The 21,505-nt window shown below is 70.1% G+C and carries 19 protein-coding genes, 1 tRNA gene and 1 pseudogene; 9 read left to right on the top strand and 12 right to left on the bottom strand.

Annotated elements, in window-relative coordinates:
* Nucleotides 1-5 precede the first annotated feature (5 nt).
* A complete protein-coding gene (locus tag AB0A95_RS21525) occupies nucleotides 6-788 on the top strand; it encodes an ATP-binding cassette domain-containing protein (protein WP_357557536.1) in 783 nt (260 codons plus the stop codon).
* Between the two features lie 111 nt (nucleotides 789-899).
* Here the strand turns inward: AB0A95_RS21525 and AB0A95_RS21520 are convergent, their stop codons facing one another.
* Together AB0A95_RS21520 and AB0A95_RS21515 are read right to left on the bottom strand one after the other, a co-directional pair.
* Complete coding sequence (locus tag AB0A95_RS21520; protein WP_357557535.1) at nucleotides 900-1,460, bottom strand: hypothetical protein; 561 nt, start codon at nucleotides 1,458-1,460, stop codon at nucleotides 900-902.
* Between the two features lie 28 nt (nucleotides 1,461-1,488).
* A complete protein-coding gene (locus AB0A95_RS21515) occupies nucleotides 1,489-2,661 on the bottom strand; it encodes a S1 family peptidase (RefSeq protein WP_357557534.1) in 1,173 nt (390 codons plus the stop codon).
* A 557-nt stretch (nucleotides 2,662-3,218) separates the two neighbouring features.
* Between AB0A95_RS21515 and AB0A95_RS21510 the strand changes: the two are divergent.
* Together AB0A95_RS21510 and AB0A95_RS21505 are read left to right on the top strand one after the other, a co-directional pair.
* Nucleotides 3,219-3,377, top strand: a pseudogene (locus AB0A95_RS21510) (hypothetical protein); the annotation flags it as partial.
* A 58-nt stretch (nucleotides 3,378-3,435) separates the two neighbouring features.
* Nucleotides 3,436-3,588 (top strand): ATP-grasp domain-containing protein, encoded by a 153-nt coding sequence (locus tag AB0A95_RS21505; protein ID WP_357557576.1) that lies wholly within the window; start codon nucleotides 3,436-3,438, stop codon nucleotides 3,586-3,588.
* 213 nt (nucleotides 3,589-3,801) lie between these two features.
* Here AB0A95_RS21505 and AB0A95_RS21500 read toward each other — a convergent pair whose 3' ends face one another.
* From AB0A95_RS21500 to AB0A95_RS21485, 4 genes are all read right to left on the bottom strand, one after another.
* The gene (locus AB0A95_RS21500) at nucleotides 3,802-6,273 is read right to left on the bottom strand and encodes an FtsX-like permease family protein (RefSeq protein WP_357557533.1); all 2,472 of its coding nucleotides are present in this window, start codon (nucleotides 6,271-6,273) and stop codon (nucleotides 3,802-3,804) included.
* Entirely contained in the window at nucleotides 6,270-7,031 is a 762-nt protein-coding gene (locus AB0A95_RS21495; protein WP_357557532.1) for an ABC transporter ATP-binding protein, read from the bottom strand. The genes AB0A95_RS21500 and AB0A95_RS21495 overlap by 4 nt, the downstream gene beginning before the upstream one ends.
* Before the next feature lie 111 nt (nucleotides 7,032-7,142).
* A complete protein-coding gene (locus tag AB0A95_RS21490) occupies nucleotides 7,143-7,799 on the bottom strand; it encodes a response regulator transcription factor (RefSeq protein ID WP_357557531.1) in 657 nt (218 codons plus the stop codon).
* Nucleotides 7,787-9,013 (bottom strand): sensor domain-containing protein, encoded by a 1,227-nt coding sequence (locus AB0A95_RS21485; protein ID WP_357557530.1) that lies wholly within the window; start codon nucleotides 9,011-9,013, stop codon nucleotides 7,787-7,789. The genes AB0A95_RS21490 and AB0A95_RS21485 overlap by 13 nt, the downstream gene beginning before the upstream one ends.
* A gap of 170 nt (nucleotides 9,014-9,183) precedes the next feature.
* Between AB0A95_RS21485 and AB0A95_RS21480 the strand changes: the two genes are divergently transcribed.
* Nucleotides 9,184-9,414, top strand: coding sequence for a hypothetical protein (locus tag AB0A95_RS21480; RefSeq protein WP_357557529.1), 231 nt, complete (start codon nucleotides 9,184-9,186; stop codon nucleotides 9,412-9,414).
* 23 nt (nucleotides 9,415-9,437) lie between these two features.
* Here the strand turns inward: AB0A95_RS21480 and AB0A95_RS21475 are convergent, their stop codons facing one another.
* Nucleotides 9,438-10,061: a TetR/AcrR family transcriptional regulator gene (locus tag AB0A95_RS21475; RefSeq protein WP_357557528.1), complete on the bottom strand. Its 624-nt coding sequence runs from the start codon at nucleotides 10,059-10,061 to the stop codon at nucleotides 9,438-9,440.
* Between the two features lie 76 nt (nucleotides 10,062-10,137).
* Between AB0A95_RS21475 and AB0A95_RS21470 the strand changes: the two genes are divergently transcribed.
* Entirely contained in the window at nucleotides 10,138-10,800 is a 663-nt protein-coding gene (locus AB0A95_RS21470; RefSeq protein ID WP_357557527.1) for a class I SAM-dependent methyltransferase, read from the top strand.
* Between the two features lie 115 nt (nucleotides 10,801-10,915).
* Here the strand turns inward: AB0A95_RS21470 and AB0A95_RS21465 are convergent, their stop codons facing one another.
* Nucleotides 10,916-13,192, bottom strand: a complete 2,277-nt coding sequence (locus AB0A95_RS21465; RefSeq protein WP_357557526.1) for a glycoside hydrolase family 44 protein — start codon at nucleotides 13,190-13,192, stop codon at nucleotides 10,916-10,918.
* Between the two features lie 494 nt (nucleotides 13,193-13,686).
* On the opposite strand from AB0A95_RS21465, the gene AB0A95_RS21460 reads away from it, so the two are divergent.
* The 4 genes from AB0A95_RS21460 (at nucleotide 13,687) to AB0A95_RS21445 (ending at nucleotide 17,315) form a co-directional block, all read left to right on the top strand.
* A complete protein-coding gene (locus AB0A95_RS21460) occupies nucleotides 13,687-15,081 on the top strand; it encodes an endo-1,4-beta-xylanase (RefSeq protein WP_357557525.1) in 1,395 nt (464 codons plus the stop codon).
* A gap of 267 nt (nucleotides 15,082-15,348) precedes the next feature.
* A tRNA-Trp gene (locus tag AB0A95_RS21455) sits at nucleotides 15,349-15,421 on the top strand.
* A gap of 440 nt (nucleotides 15,422-15,861) precedes the next feature.
* Nucleotides 15,862-17,091 (top strand): cytochrome P450, encoded by a 1,230-nt coding sequence (locus AB0A95_RS21450; protein ID WP_357557524.1) that lies wholly within the window; start codon nucleotides 15,862-15,864, stop codon nucleotides 17,089-17,091.
* On the top strand, nucleotides 17,088-17,315 hold the full coding sequence (locus AB0A95_RS21445) for a ferredoxin (protein WP_357557523.1): 228 nt from the start codon (nucleotides 17,088-17,090) through the stop codon (nucleotides 17,313-17,315). Before AB0A95_RS21450 ends, AB0A95_RS21445 begins: the two co-directional genes overlap by 4 nt.
* Nucleotides 17,316-17,398: 83 nt before the next feature.
* On the opposite strand, the gene AB0A95_RS21440 is transcribed toward AB0A95_RS21445, so the two are convergent.
* From AB0A95_RS21440 to AB0A95_RS21425, 4 genes are all read right to left on the bottom strand, one after another.
* Nucleotides 17,399-17,854: an NUDIX domain-containing protein gene (locus tag AB0A95_RS21440; protein ID WP_357557522.1), complete on the bottom strand. Its 456-nt coding sequence runs from the start codon at nucleotides 17,852-17,854 to the stop codon at nucleotides 17,399-17,401.
* A 165-nt stretch (nucleotides 17,855-18,019) separates the two neighbouring features.
* Nucleotides 18,020-18,859: a hypothetical protein gene (locus AB0A95_RS21435; protein WP_357557521.1), complete on the bottom strand. Its 840-nt coding sequence runs from the start codon at nucleotides 18,857-18,859 to the stop codon at nucleotides 18,020-18,022.
* A 419-nt stretch (nucleotides 18,860-19,278) separates the two neighbouring features.
* Nucleotides 19,279-19,572 (bottom strand): hypothetical protein, encoded by a 294-nt coding sequence (locus AB0A95_RS21430; RefSeq protein WP_357557520.1) that lies wholly within the window; start codon nucleotides 19,570-19,572, stop codon nucleotides 19,279-19,281.
* A gap of 322 nt (nucleotides 19,573-19,894) precedes the next feature.
* Nucleotides 19,895-21,112: an MFS transporter gene (locus AB0A95_RS21425; protein ID WP_357557519.1), complete on the bottom strand. Its 1,218-nt coding sequence runs from the start codon at nucleotides 21,110-21,112 to the stop codon at nucleotides 19,895-19,897.
* Nucleotides 21,113-21,505 lie beyond the last annotated feature (393 nt).

Raw genomic sequence — 21,505 nt, 5'->3', positions numbered from 1 at the left:
ACGACGTGACGTTCCGGCGGGACGGCAAGCAGATCCTGCACGGCATCGACCTCACCGTGCGCGAGGGTGAGCACTGGGCGCTCCTCGGCCCGAACGGCGCGGGCAAGAGCACCCTGCTGGGATTCTGCGGCGCGCTGACCCACCCGACCTCGGGAACGGTGCGGATCCTCGGTCAGCAACTCGGCCGCGTCGAGCTGCAACAGTTGCGCAGGGCGATCGGTCACGTGAACCCCCGCCATCCGCTGCGGTCGCCCCTGACCATCCGCGAGGTCGTGCTGACCGGGCTCGTCGGGTCGGTCGACCTGCCGCCGCGCTGGCAGCCGACCCGGGACGACAGGGACCGGGCCGACTCCCTGCTGGACATGTTCGGGCTGGCCGACAGGGCCGACGAACGCTGGCCCACCCTCTCGCAGGGCGAGCGGGGTCGCGCCCTCATCGTCCGGGCGCTCATCAGTCAGCCGCGACTGCTGCTGCTGGACGAGCCCTCGACCGGTCTCGACGTCGCGGCCCGGGAACAGCTGCTCGAGACCATCGACCTCCTCCGCGAGACCCATCCCCGCCTCGCCTCGATCATGGTCACCCACCACCTCGAGGAACTTCCGGCGACGACCACCCACGCGATGCTGATCAGTGCAGGCAGCGTGGTCGCCGCCGGTCCGGCCGACAGGACGGTCACGACCGCCCAGGTGTCGGCGGCCTTCGCACACCCCATCGAGGTACGCCACGAGGACGGGCGCTGGGCGGCCCGTGCCGGGTCCGTCCGCCGGTTCGCGGTCCCCACCGGCTGACACCCTTCCGGTACGCCTCGGACAGACCGCTGCCCGACGCCCCCGCTGGGAGGGTGCCGGGCAGCGGTGGTGCTCAGAGGCCGATCATCGGGCCCGCTGTGTTCGATCCGCTCAGGAGCGGTAGAAGGAGCACTGGAAGGCCATGTCGTCCACCCGCACGGCACCGCTGCCACCGAGCAGGGAAATCCGGAAGAACACCTGGGTCGGACCGTTCGCGTAGCTGGCCACGTCATGCCGCCGCCAGGCGGTGTCGGTGATCCGGACGGTGCGCAACGCGAGGTAGGTCCAGCTCGCCGGGTCGATCACCTCGACGTTGAGCACCGCCGACCCGCTGACCGCCCGGACGAAGAACCCGCCGCCGCAGGTGGTGTCGTGTCCGGCGGTACGCGGCCCCACTGTGAGCAGCTTGCCCACCCCGGACCAGCCGCCGGCCGAGGTCGTGAGAATGGCGTTGTTCCAACCGGAATGCGCCGTTCCGGTGCCCAGCTCGTAGGCTCCGCTCCCGGCGCCGGAGCGGTGGAACTCCCACACCGCCGCCGGATTCCCCTCGAACCCGTCGGTGTGCGTCCAGAGGTCGGCCTGGGCGGGGCCGACGGCCACGGTCAGGGCCACCGTCGTCGCCATGACGGCCGCGGCGGTGAGGCGTACGGCTCTGCTGAATGCGGTTCTCATCCCTGTCTCCTTCGCTCGTCGCCGTTCGTCACGGCGCGCCGTAGATGACGACCTGGTATCCGGTGATCGCCTCTCCCACTGGCTGATGCCAGGTTTTCGGCGTGGAGTTGCACTGGCTGCCGACCCGGTTGGCGTGCGAGTTCAGCCCGTACGCGGTGTTGCTGGCAAACAGCGGCCCACCACTGTCGCCGCCGAGGGTGCAGATGTTGGTCTCGACCATCTGGCGTACGGTGCCGCCCGCGCCGTTGACCGTCACGTTGGTCCTGAGCACGGAGCCGCACCTGAATCCGGTGGTCTTGCCCGAGTTGCAGACCGACAGCCCGCTCACGGCCGTCGCCCAGCCGTGGATGCTGCGGCTGGTGTTGTTCCACAGGTTGATGGTGCCGGTCGCCCAGACCGACGGGCCGTTCATCCAGATGAGGCCGTAGTCGTCCTCCGGATAGTTGCTTTCCAGCGACGGCCCGACGTCCTGGCCGTTGGGCAGTGTCCAGTGCGGGTAGCCCTGGGTGCAGTGTCCGGCCGTGATGATGTAGTTGAAGGTGTAGTCGGTGGCGGTGAAGCCGACCGAGCAACCGCCCAACGCGTCCGCGCTGGAGATGCCGACGTTCGGCTGGATCTGGCCGGCGGTGGTCTCGAACCGCACCGCTGTGCCGTACTTGCGCGCCGCCGAGCTCTGCGCGGCGTTCTTCGCCCCGGATGCCGGCAGGCTCACCACCACCTGGTTGGTCTCCGGGTCCACCCCCCAGGTCGTGTTCGGTTCACTCGGCGTGGCCTCCAGCGCCCGCTGGATCTTCTGGAGTTGCTGTTCGCCACGGGCGACGAGGCGGGCCTTCGCGCCAGCGGCGGTCACCTTCGCCGCAGCCGCGGCGTCGGTGACAGTGACGACGAGGTCCCCGTTGGACAGGTACGCGCCGCCCGAACTGGCACCCAGCTCGGTGGTCAACTTGTTGGCGAGTCGCACATTGGTGTTCTCGGCGCTGAGCAGCTTCTCGGCGGCATCGCGGCTGATGCCCCGCTGCTCGGCGATCGCCTCGGCCATGTCCGCCGACCCGCCGGCCCGCTTCCGGTCGACGACGCCGCCGTCCGAAGCCAGGGTTGCCCGGCCCTCGGTGCGGGCCGGATCCGCCGCGCCCCCGGACCGGGCAGGTCGGTCGACCGGCCCGGCCGCCGCGGCCGTCGGCACGAAAGCCACCGACGCCACGACTGCGAGTGTCGTCGCGAGCAGGGACCTGCGGCTTGGTCTTGGCGTACGCGGGTGGCTGACAACACGTTCTGACATGCACCGCTCCCATCACGAGGGGACCTGTCGGCCGGGTCAGGAGCTGGGCGGCCCGGGCCGGACGGCAATCCTCGCAATGCGGCGGGGGCCGCGAGTGGGATGTTGGACGCGACTGGACACGACTGGACACCGGGCTCCGGAGGCGCTGGGCGCCTCAGGTGCTGTAGAGCCCGTCCCACGGGTCGGTGAACCCGAGGCGGTCCGGGTACAACTCGACCCGGTCAGCCGGATGGCGATGTCGCCGTACCGTCGTTCGGGTAGCTGATCGATGTGGTGCCCCGGCTCGCACGCTATCGGCACCAGATCAGGCAGCGACATGCCGGCGACGATACCCCCCGACCACCACGCTCATCTGGCCCTGCCGGCGGCTCCACGTTGCGGCCTGGGGCAGGATTGAGGCGTGATCTTGTTGGTTCCCGCGAATCCGCTTCGGCCGCGCCACCCGGACGAGCACTTCGCCGCAGAGGCTCGGGCCGCACGTGCTGCCGGGCTGGAGGTGGCTGTGGTCGACCACGACGCGCTTCGAGCGGTTCGCCTCGACCGAGGTACGCACGTGGTGGATCGACGGCGTCTGCGTTCTGATCGGAGCCCATCCCGACAGCCCGAACGGTTCGGTGCCGGTCGAGGTCGACCTGGCTTCTGTCGCACCATTGATCGGCGGGGTCGGCCTGCCTTTCGTCACAGTGGACCTCGCCCCTGCGCACGGATGGCGTATGGCGGGTCGTCGAACTCGGCGACGGGCAGGTCAGCGACCGACCAACCACCGTCGAACCTCAAACGATGATCGACGTCCTGCTTGCCCAGACCCGCCGCGAGAAGGGCCGTTCAGTTCGAGCAGATCCAGTGTGAGGCGAACGCCGACCAACGGGAGTGTGGCCGTTATCTGCTGCCGAGGTTCATGAACTGACGCAGCGCACCGAGTGCCGCCGGGGCGAGCACGTCCGGATGCGCGGGGTCGGTCAGATCGCGGGCCACGCTTCGTCGGTGGAACGCCAGAGTGACAGTGCCGCCGCCGCGATGTTCGCGGAGGCGGCACTGTCGCCGAAGTGCGAGCCGCGACGCCTACTCCTTCACCCCGATGTTGTCGATCGGGGGAGCGCTGAGCAGCCGTCGGACGGGCCACACGGTGGTTGCCAGCGCCAGCAGCGTCGTGCCGCCGAGCACCGCCACCCAGCCGAGCGGCGGGACGTACGGGATCGGGCTGCCGGTCAGTCCGTTGACGATCGCGCTCAGGGTCAGCGCCGCGATCGTCGCGCCGACCAGCACCGCCGTGCCGAGCAGCCCGGCCTGTTCGGCCTGGACCATCGCCCGAATCTGACGGCGGGTGACCCCGACCAGTTGCAGCAACGCCAACTCGCGGCGGCGGGCCAGCGCGGCCATCACCATCGTGGTGGCCGCCGCCAGCGCCGCGTACCCCACCATCACGCCGATCAGCAGCCGGTTCAGCCAGGCGCCGAGCGCCAGATCGGTGCTGAGCAGGCGCGTACGCGTGGCGGCGTCGAGAACCTCGGTGCCCGGATGCCCCGCCGACCAGGTGGCCAACGTGGTGTCGGCCTCCGGGCCGGCGCTGACCAGGACCTCGTCATCGGTGTTCCCGGCCGTGTGCCCGGTGACCGTCTCGGCGGCCAGCGTGACGTCGCCGAAGCCGAGGCCACGGCCGTAGATCGCGATGACGTCCAACGTGACAGGGGTGCCGTCGCCCAGCCAGAGTTCCGCCTGATCGCCGACGTCCCAGCCGGACGAGGACGCCTGCATCGCCGACAGCGCGACAGTGCCCGCGCGCAGGTCGGCCAGGTTGCCCTCGCGCACGGCGAGGTCCATCGTCGACGTGATGCCCGCCGGGTCGACCGACTGCGCGCTGACCGGTTCGATTCCGCCGAGCGCCCGCACCACCACCTGCGTACGGCGTACACCGGTGGCCGCCCGCACCCCTTCCAGCTCGCGGATCTCCCGCGTCGCGTCCGCGGGCAGCCCACCCGGAGCGACGAGCACCCGCTCGGCGAGGGTTCCCGCGCTGCTCTGCGTGGTGGTCTGTCGTTCCAGGTTGGTCTGTAGGAACCAGACCGAGCCGCCGAATCCGACGGACAGCACGAGGGCGGTCAGGACCGTCGCCATGCCCTGCGCGTTGGCCCGCAGATTTGCCGCGGCCAGGTAGCCGCCGACCCGCCACACCCGCGGCAACAACGGTGTGAGCAGGCGTGCCGCGTACGCGTTGATCCTCGGTGCGAGCAGCGCCACCGCGATGACGAACAGGTACAGCATGCCGACCGCGCCGGCCAGTGCCCCGGTCGACCCGGCGGCACCGAGTGTGAACGCCCCGGAGGTGCCGGCCGCCGCCAGCGTCAGCACGCCGGCGACCAGCCGCACCCGGCCGCTACGCCGAGGCTCGACAGCGATCTCACCGAGCGCCTCGACCGGCTTGATCCCGGTGACCCGGCGTGCGGCGACCAACGCGGCGAGCACCGCCACGAGGACGGCCGCACCGATCGCGGCCGGTACCGCGAACAGGCCGCCAGCCATCGGGAAGCTGGCCGGCACGAACCCCCGCCCGACCAGCTCGCCGTGCACCCAGTGGGCCGCCAGCAGGCCGGCCGGGCCGCCGATCGCGGAGCCGATCAGGGCGAGCAGCGCGGCCTCGGCGACAAGCATGCGGCGCACCTGCCCCGGCGTGGCCGCCACCGCGCGTAGCAGTGCCAGGTCACGTCGGCGGTGCCGGACGGACAGCCCGATGGTGCCGGCCACCACGAAGACGATCAGCAGGACGACGTACCCCCCGAAGGCCGATCCGGCCTCGATCAGCAACGTCCGGGCGGCCTGGTTCTCCGACTGCTCGACGTCTCCACGCTCTTTCCCGCTGTACGTCGTGGCGCCGGCCGCCGACGCGATCTCGCGTACCGGGCCCAGGTCGGCGCCGGGCGCCATCCGCACGCCTATCGCATCCACCCGGCCCGGGTGGGCGGACAACCGGGCGGCCTGCGCGTCGGTGAAGAACACCGCCGGCGAACCGGTCTCGGCGGTCCCGCTCACCCGGTACGACCGCCGGACCCCGCCGACGACCAGGTCGACGCGGTCACCGGCCGCCACGCCGAGACGGGTGTCGACGAGCACCTCGTCGTCGGCCCGGGGCGCGGCACCCGCGGCGATGGGACGACCGGTGAAGGAGTACGTGTTCCAGCCGTGCCCGACGGCGGCGGGTGAACCGATCAGCACCCGTTCGTCGCCGGTGACGGCCGCGACGCCCGGCACCTGGCGGATCCGGTCCACCAGGGCCGCGTCCACAGTGCCGCCCTCGGGCAGCGTGACGGTGCTCGTGGTGGTGTCGCCGCCGAACTCTTTGAACGTGTGGCTGACCGTGCGGTTGGCGACGACCACGTCGGCCGTGGCCCAGAGTCGTGGCTCCGCGCGGAAACGCAGCCCGGACTCCACGAGGGTGCCCATCGCCACCAGGATCAGCACGCCGGCGACCAGGGCCAGCAGTGTCGCGACGGCGGGGCCGGCGCGGTGCCGCAGCAGGCGGGCGGCGAGCCCGGTCATCGCAGGACCCGCCGATCCAGCGAGGCCAGGTGCTCGGCGATACCGGTGGATCCGAGCTGCGGAAGGTCGGCGACGATCGCGCCGTCGGCCAACACGAGCACGCGGTCCGCGTACGACGCGGCGATCGGATCGTGGGTCACCATCACCACGGTCAGCCCGTGTTCGTCCACGACCGCGCGAAGCAGCGTCAGCACCTCCGCCGCGGTCCGCGAGTCGAGGGCGCCGGTGGGCTCGTCCGAGAAGATCACCTCGGGGCGGGTGGCCAGCGCCCGGGCGATCGCCACCCGCTGCTGCTGGCCGCCGGACAGGGCGGCCGGGCGGTGGTGCAGTCGGTCGGCGAGGCCGACCCGCTCGACGACCCGGGTCAGCCAGGCCCGGTCCGGGCGGACGCCGGCCAGGCGCAGGGGCAGCACGATGTTCTCCTCGACGGTGAGCGCGCCGATCAGGTTGAACGCCTGGAAGACGAACCCGATCCGGGTACGACGCAGCTCCGTCAGGCGGGTCTCGGACAGCCCGGACAGGTCGGTGCCTGCGATGACCACCCGACCGGACGTGGGCCGGTCGAGCCCGGCCGCGGTCTGTAGCAGCGTGCTCTTGCCGGAGCCCGAGGGCCCCATCACCGCGGTGAAGGTGCCCCGGTCGAAGTCGACATCGATGCCCGCGAGCGCGGTGACCTGGTTACGGCCGGCGCCGTACACGCGGGTGAGGTGTTCGACGCGTACCGCCGGTTCTCTGGTCTGTCCCGGATAATCCGGCATTCTGGTGGCCTCTCTCCGTGTCATCGGCAAGAACTGCGCGCACCAGAAACGCTATTGACGTGCGAGAACGGCGACCATCCCGTGGGCTGCCAGGTCCGGGTACAGCAGGCGCTACCGCTGATCGCCGTCCAGGTAGCGCAGCACCGCGGTGACCCGGCGGTCGGCGTGGTCGTCCGGTGGAAGTTGAAGCTTCGAGAAGATGCTGCGGATGTGCTTGTGCACAGCGCCGTCGGTGACGAACAGCCGCTCGGCGATGGCGCTGTTGCCAAGCCCCTCGGCCATCAGCCCCAGCACCTCACGCTCACGCGGCGACAGCTCGCTCAGCGCCGTGTCCGTCCGGCGGTTGCGGGCGAGTAGCTGCGCCACCACCTCCGGGTCGATCACGCTGCCGCCGTCCGCGACACGGTGCAGCGCGGTGAGGAACTCCTCGACCCGGCCCACCCGCTCCTTCAACAGATAACCGAGCCCGACGGCGCCGACCGAGAACAGGTCGGTGGCGAACGCCTGCTCCACGTACGCCGACAGGACCAGCACCGCGAGGCCGGGGCGACGCCGCCGGGCCTCCACCGCGGCCACGATGCCCTCGTCGGTGTGGGTCGGCGGCATCCGTACGTCCACGATCGCGACGTCCGGCGCGTGCTCGTCGACGGCGACCAGGAACTCACCCGGAGTGCCGGCCGTGGCGACCACGTCCAGATCCTCCGCCCGCAGCAGCAGAGCCAACCCCTCACGCAGCAGCGGGTCGTCCTCGGCGATCACGATCCGCATGGCAGCTCCACGTCCATTCTCGTCGGCCCTCCTGGTGGGCTCGTCAGTGTCATCCGGCCGTCGTACGCCTCGACCCGCCGGCGGATGCCGGTGAGCCCGGAGCCACGCGTCTCGTCCGCGTCGCCGTGCCCGTCGTCCTCGACGCACACCAGCAGCCGGCCGCGCTCGCGGCGCACGGCCACGTCCACCTGGCTCGCACCGCTGTGCCGGACGACGTTGGTCAGCGCCTCGGCCACCACGAAGTACGCGGTGGCCTCGACCGAGGCCGCGCACCGCACCGCCACGTCCACCTTGAGTCGGCAGGGCACCACGCAACTGCCGGCCAGGCCCGCCAGCGCGCCGGCGAGACCCCTGTCGTCCAGCACTGGCGGCAGGATCCCGCGCACCACCGTACGCAGCTCGCCGAGTGCCTGTTCCGCGGCGTCCTGGGCCTGCCCGAGGATCTCGTCGGCGCGGTCCGGATTGCGGCGTACGGCCCGCCGCGCGGCACCCAGCAACACGTTGACAGCGACCAACCGGTTCTGGGTGCCGTCGTGCAGCGACCGTTCGATCCGGCGCAGCTCGACAGCGTGGGCGTCCAGCGCCGCGGCGCGGGTGGCGGTCAGCTCGGCCACCCGCAGCGACAGGTCGACACCCGGCGGCGGAGGCAGCAGCAACCGGCCCGGCCACGCCTGGAGACGGGCCAGGACCGGGCTGAACCAGATCGCGGCGGCCAGCCAGCCCACCCCGAGCAACCCGACAGCGAGTGCCTCGGACAGTCCGTCGACGCGCCACCACACGATCCCCGGGGAACCGGCGTCGGCAGGGATCAGTCGGTAATACAGCGGGAACGTGACGTACTGCACGGCAGAGAGTGGCAGCACGAGGCCCACAAGCCCGGTCACCAGGCCGATGAGCGAGGACAACCCGACCCAACCCAGCTCTCGGCGTACGAAGGGATCACGCGCAGCCGTCCGCAACCCGGCCGGCACCGGCCCCGGCGTGGGGATCGGCTCGCCCCAGCGGGACAGCCGGGCGCGCTCGCGGTCGGCCACCGAGCGCACCGCCCGCACCGCACCGGGCGCCGCCAGCAGCCCCACCCCGCCCAGGCAGGCCACCGCCACGATCGCCGTCCAGAGCAGCGCGCACAGCGCCAGGGCGGCGGTGCCCAGCCCTCCGACGAGGTGCTCCAGGGCGTCGACCGAGGCACGAACCCGGCCCCGCACGTACGCCATCGACCCACCTCCTTTCCGCCAACATAAGCCACCGCGGGCCCCGCCCGGCAACGCCCGGCACGGAAGGTACAGCCTGCTGTACCACTGTCGTCGAGCTGGCGGGATCGTCCCCACCGTGCCGCCCGCCTAGCGTTGACGGCGTCGAGGAACGTTCGCCGAAGGAGGCAGTCATGACCGATCCGTACCGCATCACCGAGACCCCGGCCGCCGCACCGAAGAAGCCGGGTGGCCTGCTACGTCCGCTGCTGTGGCTGGCGCTCTTCGTCAGCGCGGCGGCCAACGTGGTGCTGTCGACAGCGGCCGACAACCAGTGGGTCAGCTCGGCGTTCGGCCTGGTGGCGGTGCTCTGCGCGGTCGCGCTGATCGTCCACCACCGCCGTAACCGCGCCCGGGAGTCGTAGGGCCGGCGGGCGATGTCGCCGGGTCAGGTGGGCGGCAGCAAGGGTTGGCGGCTGAAGAATCCGTCGACCAGGTGGTCGGTGAAATCCGCGTCGACGGATTCCCCGGTAACCAGGATCCGGTAGTAGATCGGTCCTACCAGTTGGTCGAGTTCGGCCGCGAGGTCGAGGTCGGCGGAGAGGTGGCCCCGTTGCACCGCCCGATCCAGCAGGAGACGGTCGCGCTGACGCTGCTCGTCGAGGAACCGGGTGCGGAACGCTGCCGCGAAGGTGTGGTCGTGCTGGGCGTGGCCGATCAGTGCCTTGAAGACGGCACCGGGATCGGAGTGGCTGAGAAGGTCGGCCAGTTGGCGCAGGTGCACGCGTAGGTCGCGGTTCAGGTCACCGGTGTCGGTCGGGGTGAGGTGCTGGGCCGCGTCCTGGAGGAAGGCGTCCATGAGGACGTCCGTCTTCGACGACCACCAGCGGTAGATGGTCTGCTTGGCGACACCGGCGCTGGACGCGATCAATTCCATTGTGACGCCCGCGAAACCCTTCGCGGCGACCAGGTCGTCGGCAGCCTCCAGCACCGCCTGCCGGGCACGTTCGCTGCGTCCGTGCCGGTTGCCATGGTGGCGGCTTGCTGCCGGCCTGGCGTGTTCGTGCCCCATCGTCGCCCTCCTCGGTATCGCCCACGATAGACCACCGCTCTAGACGCGACGCAACGTCGCGTCTAGCCTAGAAGTCATGACGTTCACGAACACGCTGCACGACACCCGCGTGGCCGCCGCCCTGTCCGAGATGTTCCGCCGAGCCGACCATGACGACGCCATGACCAGGCGTTACCAGGCGCAGCGCGCCCCCGGGGCGGTGCCGATGACACCCCAGGAGCACGCCGACGCCGCCGAGCAGGTCTACATGCCGATCTCCGCGCGCGGTGGGCAACTGCTCTACAACCTCGTCCGGGCTGTCCGGCCGGCCACCGTCGTCGAGTTCGGCACCTCCTTCGGGATCTCCACCCTGTATCTGGCCGCCGCCGTGCGCGACAACGGCACCGGCCGGGTGATCAGCACCGAACTGAGTGCCACGAAGGTCGCCGCAGCGCGGCGCACCTTCACCGAGGTCGGCCTGGATGAGCTGATCACAGTGCTCGAAGGCGACGCCCTACAGACCCTCGCCACCCTTGCCGGCCCGGCGGAGTTCGTCCTGCTCGACGGCTGGAAGGATCTCTGTCTGCCGGTGTTACGGCTGCTCGAACCCCGCATCGCACCCGGCACCCTCGTCGTCGCTGACGACGTGAACCTGCGTTCCCTGCAGACCTATCTCGACTACGTCCGAGAGCCCGCGAACGGCTACCACAGCGTGACTTTTCCCGTCGAGGACGGCATGGAGATCAGTTGCCGCCTCTGATGCCGGGCTGCTGGCGCCCGGATCGCCGTTCGAGAACGAGGGGTCCGGGACGCCGCAGCGCCCCGGACCCCTCGCGCCTGCTCCGCCGATGTGGCGGGGAGCAGGGTCTCTCAGGTCACCCGCAGCGTTGACCGTTGAGGGTGAAGGCGGTTGGTGCCGGATTGGTGCCGCTCCACGTGCCGTTGAAGCCAATGCTCGTGGACGCGCCGGGAGCGAGTCTGCCGTTCCAACTCATGCTGTCCGCGGTGACGCTCGTTCCGTTCTGTTTCCAGGTGGCCGACCAGCCCTGGTCGACCTTCTGACCGGTGGTGGGAAAGTCGAAGGCGAGCTTCCAGCCGTCGATCGCTGTGGTGCCGGTGTTCTTGATCGTCACGGCCGCGGTGAAGCCGCCCGGCCAACCGTTCGCCGTGTAGCCGACAGCGCAACTGGCGGTCGGTTCGGTGGGCGCGGTCCGCACGGCCAGGCCGGGCGAGGCCGCCGAGACGTTGCCCGCCGCGTCCCGGGCGGTCACCACGAAGGTGTACGGGGTGTCTGGCGTCAACCCGGTCACGGTGTACGTGGTGCCGGTGGCGCTGCCCACCTTCACCGGGCCGGCGGTGTCGACCCGGTGCACGTCGTAGCCGGTGACGTCGGTGTCGTCGGTGGACGGCGTCCAGGCCAGCGCGACACTGTCGCCGGTGATCGTGCCGGCGGTCGGCTTGCCCGGGGCGGTCGGCGCCTGGGTGTCGCCGGGCGTGGTGCCGCGCGGCAGCACCAGGTGGGTGATCGAGTTGGCCGGGAAGGTGGCAGTGAGGCCGCTGGCGGTCACCGGCAGGTCGGCCTCCCGGACGACGCCGGCGAGGTTCGCCCCGCTGTAGCGGTAGACCTGAGCGGTGCTGGCGGAGGCGCCGGCGAGGGCGACCGGGCTGGTCAGGTCGTCGCCGGTCTTGTTGACGACGACCACTGTGAGCGCCTTGTCGGCGCTGCGCTCGGCGGCGTACACAGCCAGCTTGCCCTGGTCGGCGCTTGTCGCCTGGACGGAGGTTTCGCCGAACGCGCCGCCCTTGCCGTCGTAGTTGCGGTAGACGCGGAACGCGTTGGCCACCGGCTGGTCGGCCGTGGGCGCGGTCCAGAGGGTGGCCAGGTCGAGCCCTTCGCGGCCGAAGATGCCGAGCACGTCAGCCTGGGTGAGCGCGCCGTTGAGCGACCCATATGCGCCCCAGTTGTACTCGGTCATCGCGATCTTCGTGCCCGGGTAGTGCTTGTCGACCAGCTCGCGCAGGCGCGGAATATACCGAACCGGACTGTTGATCCAGCTCTCGTCCACGTAGGTCGGGTCCCAGAGTTGGCGGGTCGAGCGCAGCCGCAGCGCCTGGGTGTCGGCATCGCCGGCCGCATCGCCCAGCACGCCGGCCTGCTGCGGGTAGAGGTGGACGTCAAAGTAGTCGAGGATGCGTGTGCCGTGCTGCTGCTCGTACTCGCGCATCCGGTCCAGGTACCACGGGCCGAGGTCCTGGCCGCCGTGCGCGGCCTTGTCCGGTGGGTTCGACCAGCAGCCGGTACGCGAGCAGGTGTCCTGGTCGAGGCCCGAGTAGAGGATCGAGTTCAGGCCCCAGCCGACGGGACCGAGTGTCTTCGCGCCGGGGTCGGCAGCCTTGATCGCGGCGGCGTACTCGTAGGTGCGGTCGCGTAGCTCGTCGTAGCCCATCCCGGTCGGTCGGACGTCGCGGTGGGTGGATTGCCACAGGTCCGGCTCGTTGTCCAGGTTGTAGAACTGGACCCCGCCGTCGGCGGCGGCGCCGAACTGTCCCTTGAGGTGGTTGACGAAGTCGGTGACGTACTCCGGACCGACGGCGACGCTGGTGTCCTCCGGATCATTGCCGGTGACCGGTGACCCGTCCGGCTTGATGCCGTTGCCGCAGTCCGGTGCCCACTGATCGGTGGACTGCTGCGGGCCGTACTTGGCGACGCTGAAGCCACACGCCCGCGACCGGTCCTTGGCGATCCAGCCGAGCATCGGCACTGTCATGATCGTGGCGGCGCCGGTGGCCTTGTTCTGCTGCACGAACCGGTCGGTCTCCGAGCCCTCCGGGAGGTCGTCCGGACTCGGGTTGTCGTTGGGGATGTTCTCGAAATACCAGTCCGCAGCGCGGTTGGTGGTGTCGACACGGAAGTTGTAGCGGGTGGTGGCGTTGCCGCCGTAGCGGTGCACCGGCAGCCGCAGGTCCTCAGCGAGGGCCTGGTCGGCGAAGTTCATGCCGTAGATGTACTGGCTGATCTGATGGCGGGCGGCGGTGGTGTCGACGGTGAGCGCCGGCCCGGCCGCGGCCAGGGCGGGCTCCGGCAGGGCCAGACCGCCGAGGGCCGTGGCGAGCACGACAGGGAGTAGCGCGGTGGTGGGACGCACGAGCATTCCTTTCGCATAGGAGCTCGACGATGGGAGCGCTTCCACAGGGTTGCGCCTTCCTGCCTCCGAGTCAACGCCGGAACAACCGCAGTGGATCATGTCGAATTCGTCAACGTCACCGACCACCGGCCGAGCGGATCGAATTGATTCGATATATCATCGCGGCAGGCAGTGTCACTCCGCACGGGCGTACGGCGCGGAGTGCTCGCCATCCACCGGGCGGACCGGGCAGCCCGCGGTGGCCACCGATTCGGGCGCGGCTGGGTTGGCGCCGGCTCGGCGTTACCTGCGGCGTGCTGGCCGAGCGGCGAGCGCGGTGCTTCGTTCGTCGGCCGTGCGGCGATCGTCGGTGTCGTGCCTCGCATCGGCAATGGACCAGACAGCACACCGAGGAGAAGGCACAGATGAACGACCTACCCGCTCAACCGAAACGCCGAACCAGGGGTGCCACCAGGCTGCTTCTGGGCGGAGCCTGCGCCCTGGCCATCACCGTGTCCTCGATGGCCCTGGCGACCTTCGCACGCGCCGACCTCAGCGGACCGCCCGGGACCACCCTGAAAGCCGCCGCTGAGCGCAGCGGCAGGTACTTCGGCACCGCCATGGGGTCGGACCGTCTCACCGACTCGGGCTTCCTGACCATCGCGAACCGCGAGTTCGACATGATGACGGCCGTCAACGAGATGAAGCCCGACGCGACCGAGCCCAACCCCGGTCAGTTCGACTTCCGTCGCGGTGACGCGATCTACAACTGGGCCACCCAGCGCGGCATGCGGTTCCGTGGTCACACCCTGGCCTGGCACGGCCAGCAGCCCAGGTTCTGGGGAAGTCTCAGCGGCAGCGCCCTGCGGGCCGCGATGATCAGCCACATCAACGGCGTGATGGCCCACTACAAGGGCAAATTCGCCTACTGGGACGTGGTGAACGAGGCCTACGCCGAGAACGGCAGCCGGCGGTCGTCGAACCTCCAGTCCACCGGCAACGACTGGATCGAGGTGGCGTTCCGGACCGCCCGCGCCGCCGACCCGAGCGTGAAGCTGTGCTACAACGACTACAACATCGAGAACTGGACGTACGCCAAGACGCAGGGCGTCTACAACCTGATCAGAGACTTCAAGGCCCGGGGCGTCCCGGTCGACTGCGTGGGCCTACAGACCCACTTCACCGGTGGCAGCTCACTGCCGAGCAACTTCCAGCAGACGCTGTCCAGCTTCGCCGCCCTCGGGGTCGACGTGGCGTTGACCGAGGCGGACGTCACCAACGCCTCGACCAGCCAGTACCAGGGCCTGACCCAGGCCTGCATGAACGTCCCCCGCTGCGTCGGCATCACGACGTGGGGCATTCGGGACAGCGACTCCTGGCGCGGCAACGAGAACCCGCTGCTCTTCGACCGCAACAGCAACCCCAAGGCGGCGTACACCGCAGTCCTCAACGCTCTCAACGCCGCCTCGACCACAGTGCCCGGCACGCCGCCGACGAGTGCTCCGCCGACGAGCGCTCCGCCGACGAGCGCTCCGCCGACGAGCGCTCCGCCGACGAGTGCTCCGCCGACCAGCGCTCCGCCGACCAGTGCTCCGCCGACCACGCCGCCGCCGGGTGGCTGTGGCGCGACGTACCGCATGGTCAACAACTGGAACGGTGGCTTCCAGGGTGAGGTCACAGTGGCCAACAACGGCTCCACCACCCTCAGCGGCTGGACCGTACGACTGACGCTGGCCAGTGGGCAGACCATCGCCAATGTCTGGAACGGCATCAACACCGGTACCAGTGGGGCGGTCAGCGTCCGCAACACCGAATACAACGGGTCTCTCGGTGCGGACGCCTCGACCACCTTCGGCTTCCTGGTCAACGGCAGCAGCAGCGCGGCGCCCGGCAACCTCTCCTGCACCAGCCCCTGACCCGCGACCCGTACCGTCCCTGCGACTCGGGACGCTGACCGGGCCCGGAGCCACCCGCTCCGGGCCCGGGTGCCGTTCTGGTCGGCGTGTTCCCCACCGTGAGCCGTGCCGGCCACAAGGGCGAGGGCATCGGGCGAGCCCACGATCTGTGCGCGAGTGAGCAGAACTGGCTGCCGGGGTGGCGGCGCGGATGGCGCCAGCGCAAGCTGCGAAGCCGCCCACCCCGACCGGGGCACTGCGGCTTTCTCGTTACTGGAACACCTCCACAGGGTCGTAGCTCAACTGGTGGAGCACCGGTCTCCAAAACCGAAGGTTGCAGGTTCGAGTCCTGCCGCCCCTGCTTTTCGTCTCGGCTGCGGCCGACGACGTCGTAGCTTCTCAGCTCCACAGTGGATGGCATAGCAAGACCCCGCCCGACGCCTGCACGGGCTAACCCTGCGAGGAGCAGCGCAACCAGCCATCGGGTTCGCGGCACCCGCGACATCAAGAACCACGTCAGCGGAATCGGTCCTGTCACGACCGTCACCACCCGCACCAATTGATCATGCCAGCCCGATGCGACCCGCGATCACCCTGTCAGGCGTGTCTGTCCGCGTCTGTCGCCGACGAGCCAGGACCAACCTCCATGGCGATCATCGACGCCTGCCGCTACGATCCGATATCGACGAATCACCGAGCGTTGATGTGTGTCGTTCGTACGTCCTTGCCGCTGGCGATCCGGCACCGCGACGCACGTGGTGCCGGCCCGAGGAGCACGCCGTCTCGACGAAGGAAAACCGGATGACGGAGAGCGCACAGACCACCGAGAGCCGAACCGTCGCGCCCGCACGGTCGTACCCGTTCAGTGTGCCCGACCGCCTCGTCGTCGATCCGACCTACGGCGAGCTGCGTGAGACCGAGCCGATGACCCGGGTAAAGCTCCCCTACGGCGAGGAGGCGTGGCTCGCCACCCGCTACGAGGACGTCCGTACGGTCCTCGGCGACGTGCGGTTCGGCCGCGCCCCGGCCGTCCAGCGCGACGAGCCCAGGCTCACCCAACGCCAGCAGGACAGCGGCATGCTGACCATGGATCCACCCGAGCACACTCGGCTGCGCCGGCTGGTGGCGAAGGCGTTCACGGCACGTCGGGTGGAGGCGCTGCGACCCCGAACCCAGGAGATCGCCAACGCCCTTGTCGACGACATGGTCCGGCTCGGCCCTCCGGCCGACCTGGTGGAGCACGTCGCCACGCCGTTGCCGATCCAGGTGATCTGCGAGTTGCTCGGTGTCCCGTACGCCGACCGCGACCGCTTCCACACCTGGTCCGAGGCGATCGTCTCGACCACCAGCCTGCCCCCGGAGACGATCCAGGAGTACCTGAACAGTCTCTGGGGCTACATGGGTGACCTGATCGCCGAGCGCCGCCGTGAGCCGGGGATCGACGACCTGCTCGGCGCGTTGGTGCGGGCCCGCGACGAGAATCAGGATCGGCTCAGCGAGACCGAGCTGGTGGAGCTGGCCGGCGGGCTGCTCGCGGCCGGCCACGAGACCACCGTGACCCAGATCCCCAACTTCGTCTACGTCCTGCTGCACAATCCGAGCCAGCTCGCTCGGCTGCGGGCCGACCCGTCGCTGGTGCCGGCCGCGGTCGAGGAACTGTTGCGGTACGTGCCGCTCGGCGTCGGCTCGTCCTTCGCCCGGTACGCCAAGGAGGACGTCGAGGTCGGTGGGGTGCTGGTCCGGGCAGGTGAGCCGGTTCTCGGCTCACTGTCGTCGGCGAATCGGGACGGTACGGTCTTCGCCGACCCGGACCGGCTGGATCTCGCCCGCGAGCAGAACCCGCACCTGGGCTTCGGGCACGGCGTACACCACTGCGTGGGGGCGCAACTGGCCCGCATGGAGTTGCAGGTCGCCGTCGCCACCATCGTGACTCGCCTACCCGGGTTACGGCTCGCCGTTGCGGAAGCCGAGCTGGAGTGGAAGCGGGGCATGCTGGTGCGGGGCCTGCTCAGCATGCCGGTGGCCTGGTGAGCACCGAGTGGCGGGTCGGCGTGGACGCGCGCCGCTGCGTGGGCACGGGCATCTGCGCCGGGACCGCGCCCGAGCACTTCCACCTGGTCGACGGCCTGTCCGCGCCGCTTGCCGACGTCGTCGCCCCGGCCGAGGTCATCGTCGACGCCGCCAACTCGTGCCCGGTGGAGGCGATCATGGTCCGCGACGCCACCGACGACCGGCTGATCGCCCCGGAGGAGTGACCCGAATTCGAGCCCGCCCGATCGCGCCGCCGAGTCACGACCCTCGTACCCCCTTCACCCGGCCTCGGCCCGCGACCGATGATCTACCGGCCGCTCGGCGATGCCGTCGTTCGTGCTTCGTCGAGACGAGGCAGCCGGTCCGGCTCTGACCGGGAACCAAGCAACGCCGGCAGGGTGCCGAAAACGAGGGGATGGCCGCCCAGCTCGCTGATTCCGACCCAAGCGATGTCGTCATGCTCCTCAGGGGCACGATTGGTGGGGGAGCCAACCCAGTCTCTGATGTGCCAGACGGCCACGTGGACGGCGCCCTCGCCACTGCCGGCGTGCAGGTCGCCCAGCCGTGACGAGGCTTCCGCCACAATGTGGATCCCCAACTCCTCGTGCATCTCACGCGCGAGGGCTTGCAGTTCCGACTCGCCCGCTTCGATGTGCCCGCCGGGCAGGTCCCAGAGATCCGGGTACGCCCGGCGGGTCGGGCTGCGGTGTACCAGCAGGACCGCGTGGTTCTCCACGAGTGCGCCGCAGACCACGACATGCATGACGGGATTGGAACACGGGGATGGGACAAGCTCGGCAGCCAAAGGGCACGCCGGCCGAATGGCCGATGCTGGTAGCCCGGCTTCAGCGATCCTCAAGATCATTCGACTGACCTTACCCACGTCTCGCGCCGGGCGTACGCGGAGGCGTGAGTTGAGGGACCGCCGTCAGGAGGTGCCTGTGGTACGCGGTGGGGCCAGCAGGTCGTCGATCGCGTGGTGAAATTCGTCGAAGGTGCGGATCTGGTTGACCTGGGTCGCGTAGCGGCGGAACGCTCGACTGTAATGTTCGGCCAGGTGGTCGACGTCGTCGATGGCCTCTGGCGCTTTGATGGTCAGGTAGCTGGCGGCGCCGGCGCCGAGGTCGTGGACTACGGCCAGGTCAACGAAGATGTCGCCCGGTTGCAGGATTTCGGTCAGGCCGGGACGGTCGCGCTGGTTCAGTGCCCTGGTCAGAAGGCGTGCCCGCTCCGCCTCAGCGAGGGCGAACAGCGTGATCTCCGAGGTGGCATCGCCAGCGACGGCCAGGGCGAGGTCGGTGAGATCCCGCTGGCTGGTGAGTTCGAACAGGCCGGCGAATCCGGCGTGGTCTCGTTGCCACGAGTCCGTCGCCGGCGGCAGCGCGACGCAGGAACGGGCCGGGACGAACCCGATGTCCGCGTCGGGCCATTCGGACCGTTCGACGTCGACTTCGTACTCCCACCGCACCAGCGGTATGTCCTCCCGGTCGATACGAAGCACCTGTGCTGCCTCGTCCCGGTAGTAGGCGGGAGTGGCGAACCGACTCCGGCCCTCGGTCAGCTCCCAGATCAGCGTCCGCCACACCGCCAGGGCCTCACCGTCGTTGTTGTTGATCGCGTGGCGAATCCACGGGTTCAGGTCCGGGCTCTCTGAGTAGTCCTGCTCCCACAACCCCGGCCACATGGGGCCGGGCAGGTCCGCCTCGTCGGCACGCATCACGTAGCAGTGGAGTCCCTGGCGGCGATCGCGGTCGAACCTCAGGATCATCTCCGAATTGTCCACGTGATCGGGATGTCGAACGGACAGATGTCAGTGAGGCACTGAAACGACCACGCTTGACGGAGGCCGGTCTTCACATCGAAGCAGCCGGCGAGTCGGTCAGCCGCCACGATTACCCGGTGCCAGTCGTGCATACTGCGGACATCCATCGGGATCGCGCTCCGACCGGTCCGGCGGCGGATCTCCGCCGGGCGAGTGCCGAGTCTGGCGTAGTTGCCCGGCACTGGCGTCGCCCATCACCACCCCGGTTCGGCGGGTGTCTCAGATGTGGGTCGGCCGGCCGGTGACGACACCTGGCGTCCCGGCGACGGCGTCCGGCGATGTCCGGGCCGGGCCCCACTTTCCGGCGCCTGGTTCCGGGGCGCTCGCTGGTGGCTCAGTGCTGGTCATCGGGTCCACGTGGCGGCTCATCCGTGCGCGAGAGTCTGCAACCAGACGACCAGCAGGCCGGCGACACCGAGGGTCAGGAGGAACAGCGTTCGCTGCCACCACGGCACCCTGATGCCGCGTATCGCGACGGCGGCGAGCGTTGCGAGGAGGACGGCTGCGGAAACCCGCAACGCGGGGGTGACGGGCCAGGCGCCGAGAGCAGAGGCACCGAGCAGCACAAGCGGGGCGACGACAGTCACCAACGAGCCCAGCGAGGCGCGCAGCGCGTGGCGCAGCTGCGGACCGTTCAGCCGTTCGACCCTGGAGGACACGTTCCTGGCGGAGGCGGGGACCGATACCCCGCCACGGCTTCGGTCGTGCACCTCCTGCCCCGTCCACTGGACGAGGAATTCGAGTTCGGGCTCGATCTGATTCTCCAGGCCCTGAACAACGGACTCCCGGCTTCCGCACCTCCGCTGAGCTGATCTGGGCGATCTGACACTGACGGCTCGACCTCGACGGGTGGCACCAGGAGTTCAGCGGATGGCCGCGCAGATCCCGGAGGCCCGTACCGACCGCGTACGCCAGCCGGGGATCGTGGTCATGCTTCGAGGCGTGGGCGAGCAGCGCCAGGGCGGTCGTCCCGGCGGTGCGTTAGCGGGCGAGTTCGTCCTCGACGAACGCCGGCCTCGCAAGCGTGATCGCCGGGATGGCCGCCACGAGGGTGACAGCGAGCAGGAACAGCAGCGGCAGGGTCCACCCGCCGCTCACGTCGTGCAGCAGCCCGACGAGCAGCGGACCGAGCGCGCCGAGAGCGTACGCGACTCCCTGGGCGAAGCCGCTCAGCGCGACGGTGCCGCCGTGGGTTCGGGTGCGGATGTTGATGAGCACGAGGCAGACCGGGAACAGGATCGACCCCGAGCCGATGAGCAGCACCCAGAGCAGTGTGAGTGTCGTGGGCGCGAGCAGCAGGCCGAGGTAGCCGGACAAGAAGCTCACGACACCGGTGGCGATCAGCCAGCCGACGTTAAGCCGCGCGGCGAGCAGTGGCGCGACGAATGCGCCGGGCACGCTGATGATGCCGGTGGCGGCGAGCAGCACGCCGGCTTCGGTCGGCGTCGAGCCGGCGATGTCGCCGAGGATCTCGGGCAGCCACGCGAAAGCCGCGTAGGTGCAGATCGTGCTGGTCGAGAATACGACGGTGATCGACAGGGCCACGCGTGACCGCCACAGTCGCGAGACGAGGGCGGTAGGCGGGGACTCGACGGCGCCGGCATCCGAGAGTCGCTGGCGGCGCTCCCGCGCGACGATGACGAGCCACGGAACGAGCGCGACTACCGAGGTCACCGACCAGATGCCGAGCGAGAACCGCCAGCCGATCTGCTCGGCGACCGGAGCGGCGACCGCGGCGGGCACGGCCGTGCCCACGCCCACGACGCAGACGTAGACGGCGGTCAGCAGTGCTACCCGGTCGGGGAAGTGGCGCCGCACGATCGGCGGCAGCAGCACATTGCCGATGCCCGTGCCGGCGAGCGCGACGACGCTGCCGGCGAGGAGTACCGCGAAGCCGGGGGCGAACGCGCGTACGAGATGGCCGAGGGTCATGAGCAGCAGCGCGAGCACGATGCCGCCATCGAGGCCGAAGCCACGGGCGACGCGCGGCGCGACGAACCCGGATGCCGCCAACAGGATCGGTGGCAACGTGCCGAGCAGCCCGACGCCGATGTTCGATATCGGGACGTCCACCCGGATGTCGCCGAGGATCGGCGATATCGTGGCAACCGCCTGGCGCAGGGTGAATGCGACGAGCCCGATGCCCAGCAGCGCGGCCGTGCGTCCCGCCCACAGCGGAAGGCGGCGGTGCTCGGACATCCCCCGACTCTAGTACTCAGCCCCGGGGATGTTGACCTTGGCCGAGCCCGCACGTCGGGTGACGAGAAGGCGGAGACGGTCGCCATCAATCGTTGACGACCGCCGAACATGCCGGGGACGCCAGACCGGTCGGGATGCGGAACCTGCTGACCCGGGGCGAGTGGGACGACGCTCATCGAGGACGCAGAAGAAGAACAGCACCTTCGACACGGGCGCCACGCTCCTGCGGAGGTCATGCCACTGATCCAGCTCCCCGGCACCACCGTCAACCCGATCGGTCTGCCCCGCACGCTGCCAGAGGGCAACCACCGTGCGCGCGCCCCGGGGAGGCGTTGACCTTCGCGAATGCGCTGCGTGTCTGTGGACGACCGGTGTGTTGTCCACAGGTTCTCG

Source organism: Micromonospora sp. NPDC049230 (assembly GCF_040647875.1).
GTDB lineage: Bacteria > Actinomycetota > Actinomycetes > Mycobacteriales > Micromonosporaceae > Micromonospora.
The sequence above is the reverse complement of the archived record's forward strand: the minus strand, read 5'-3'. Positions and strand labels throughout refer to the sequence as shown.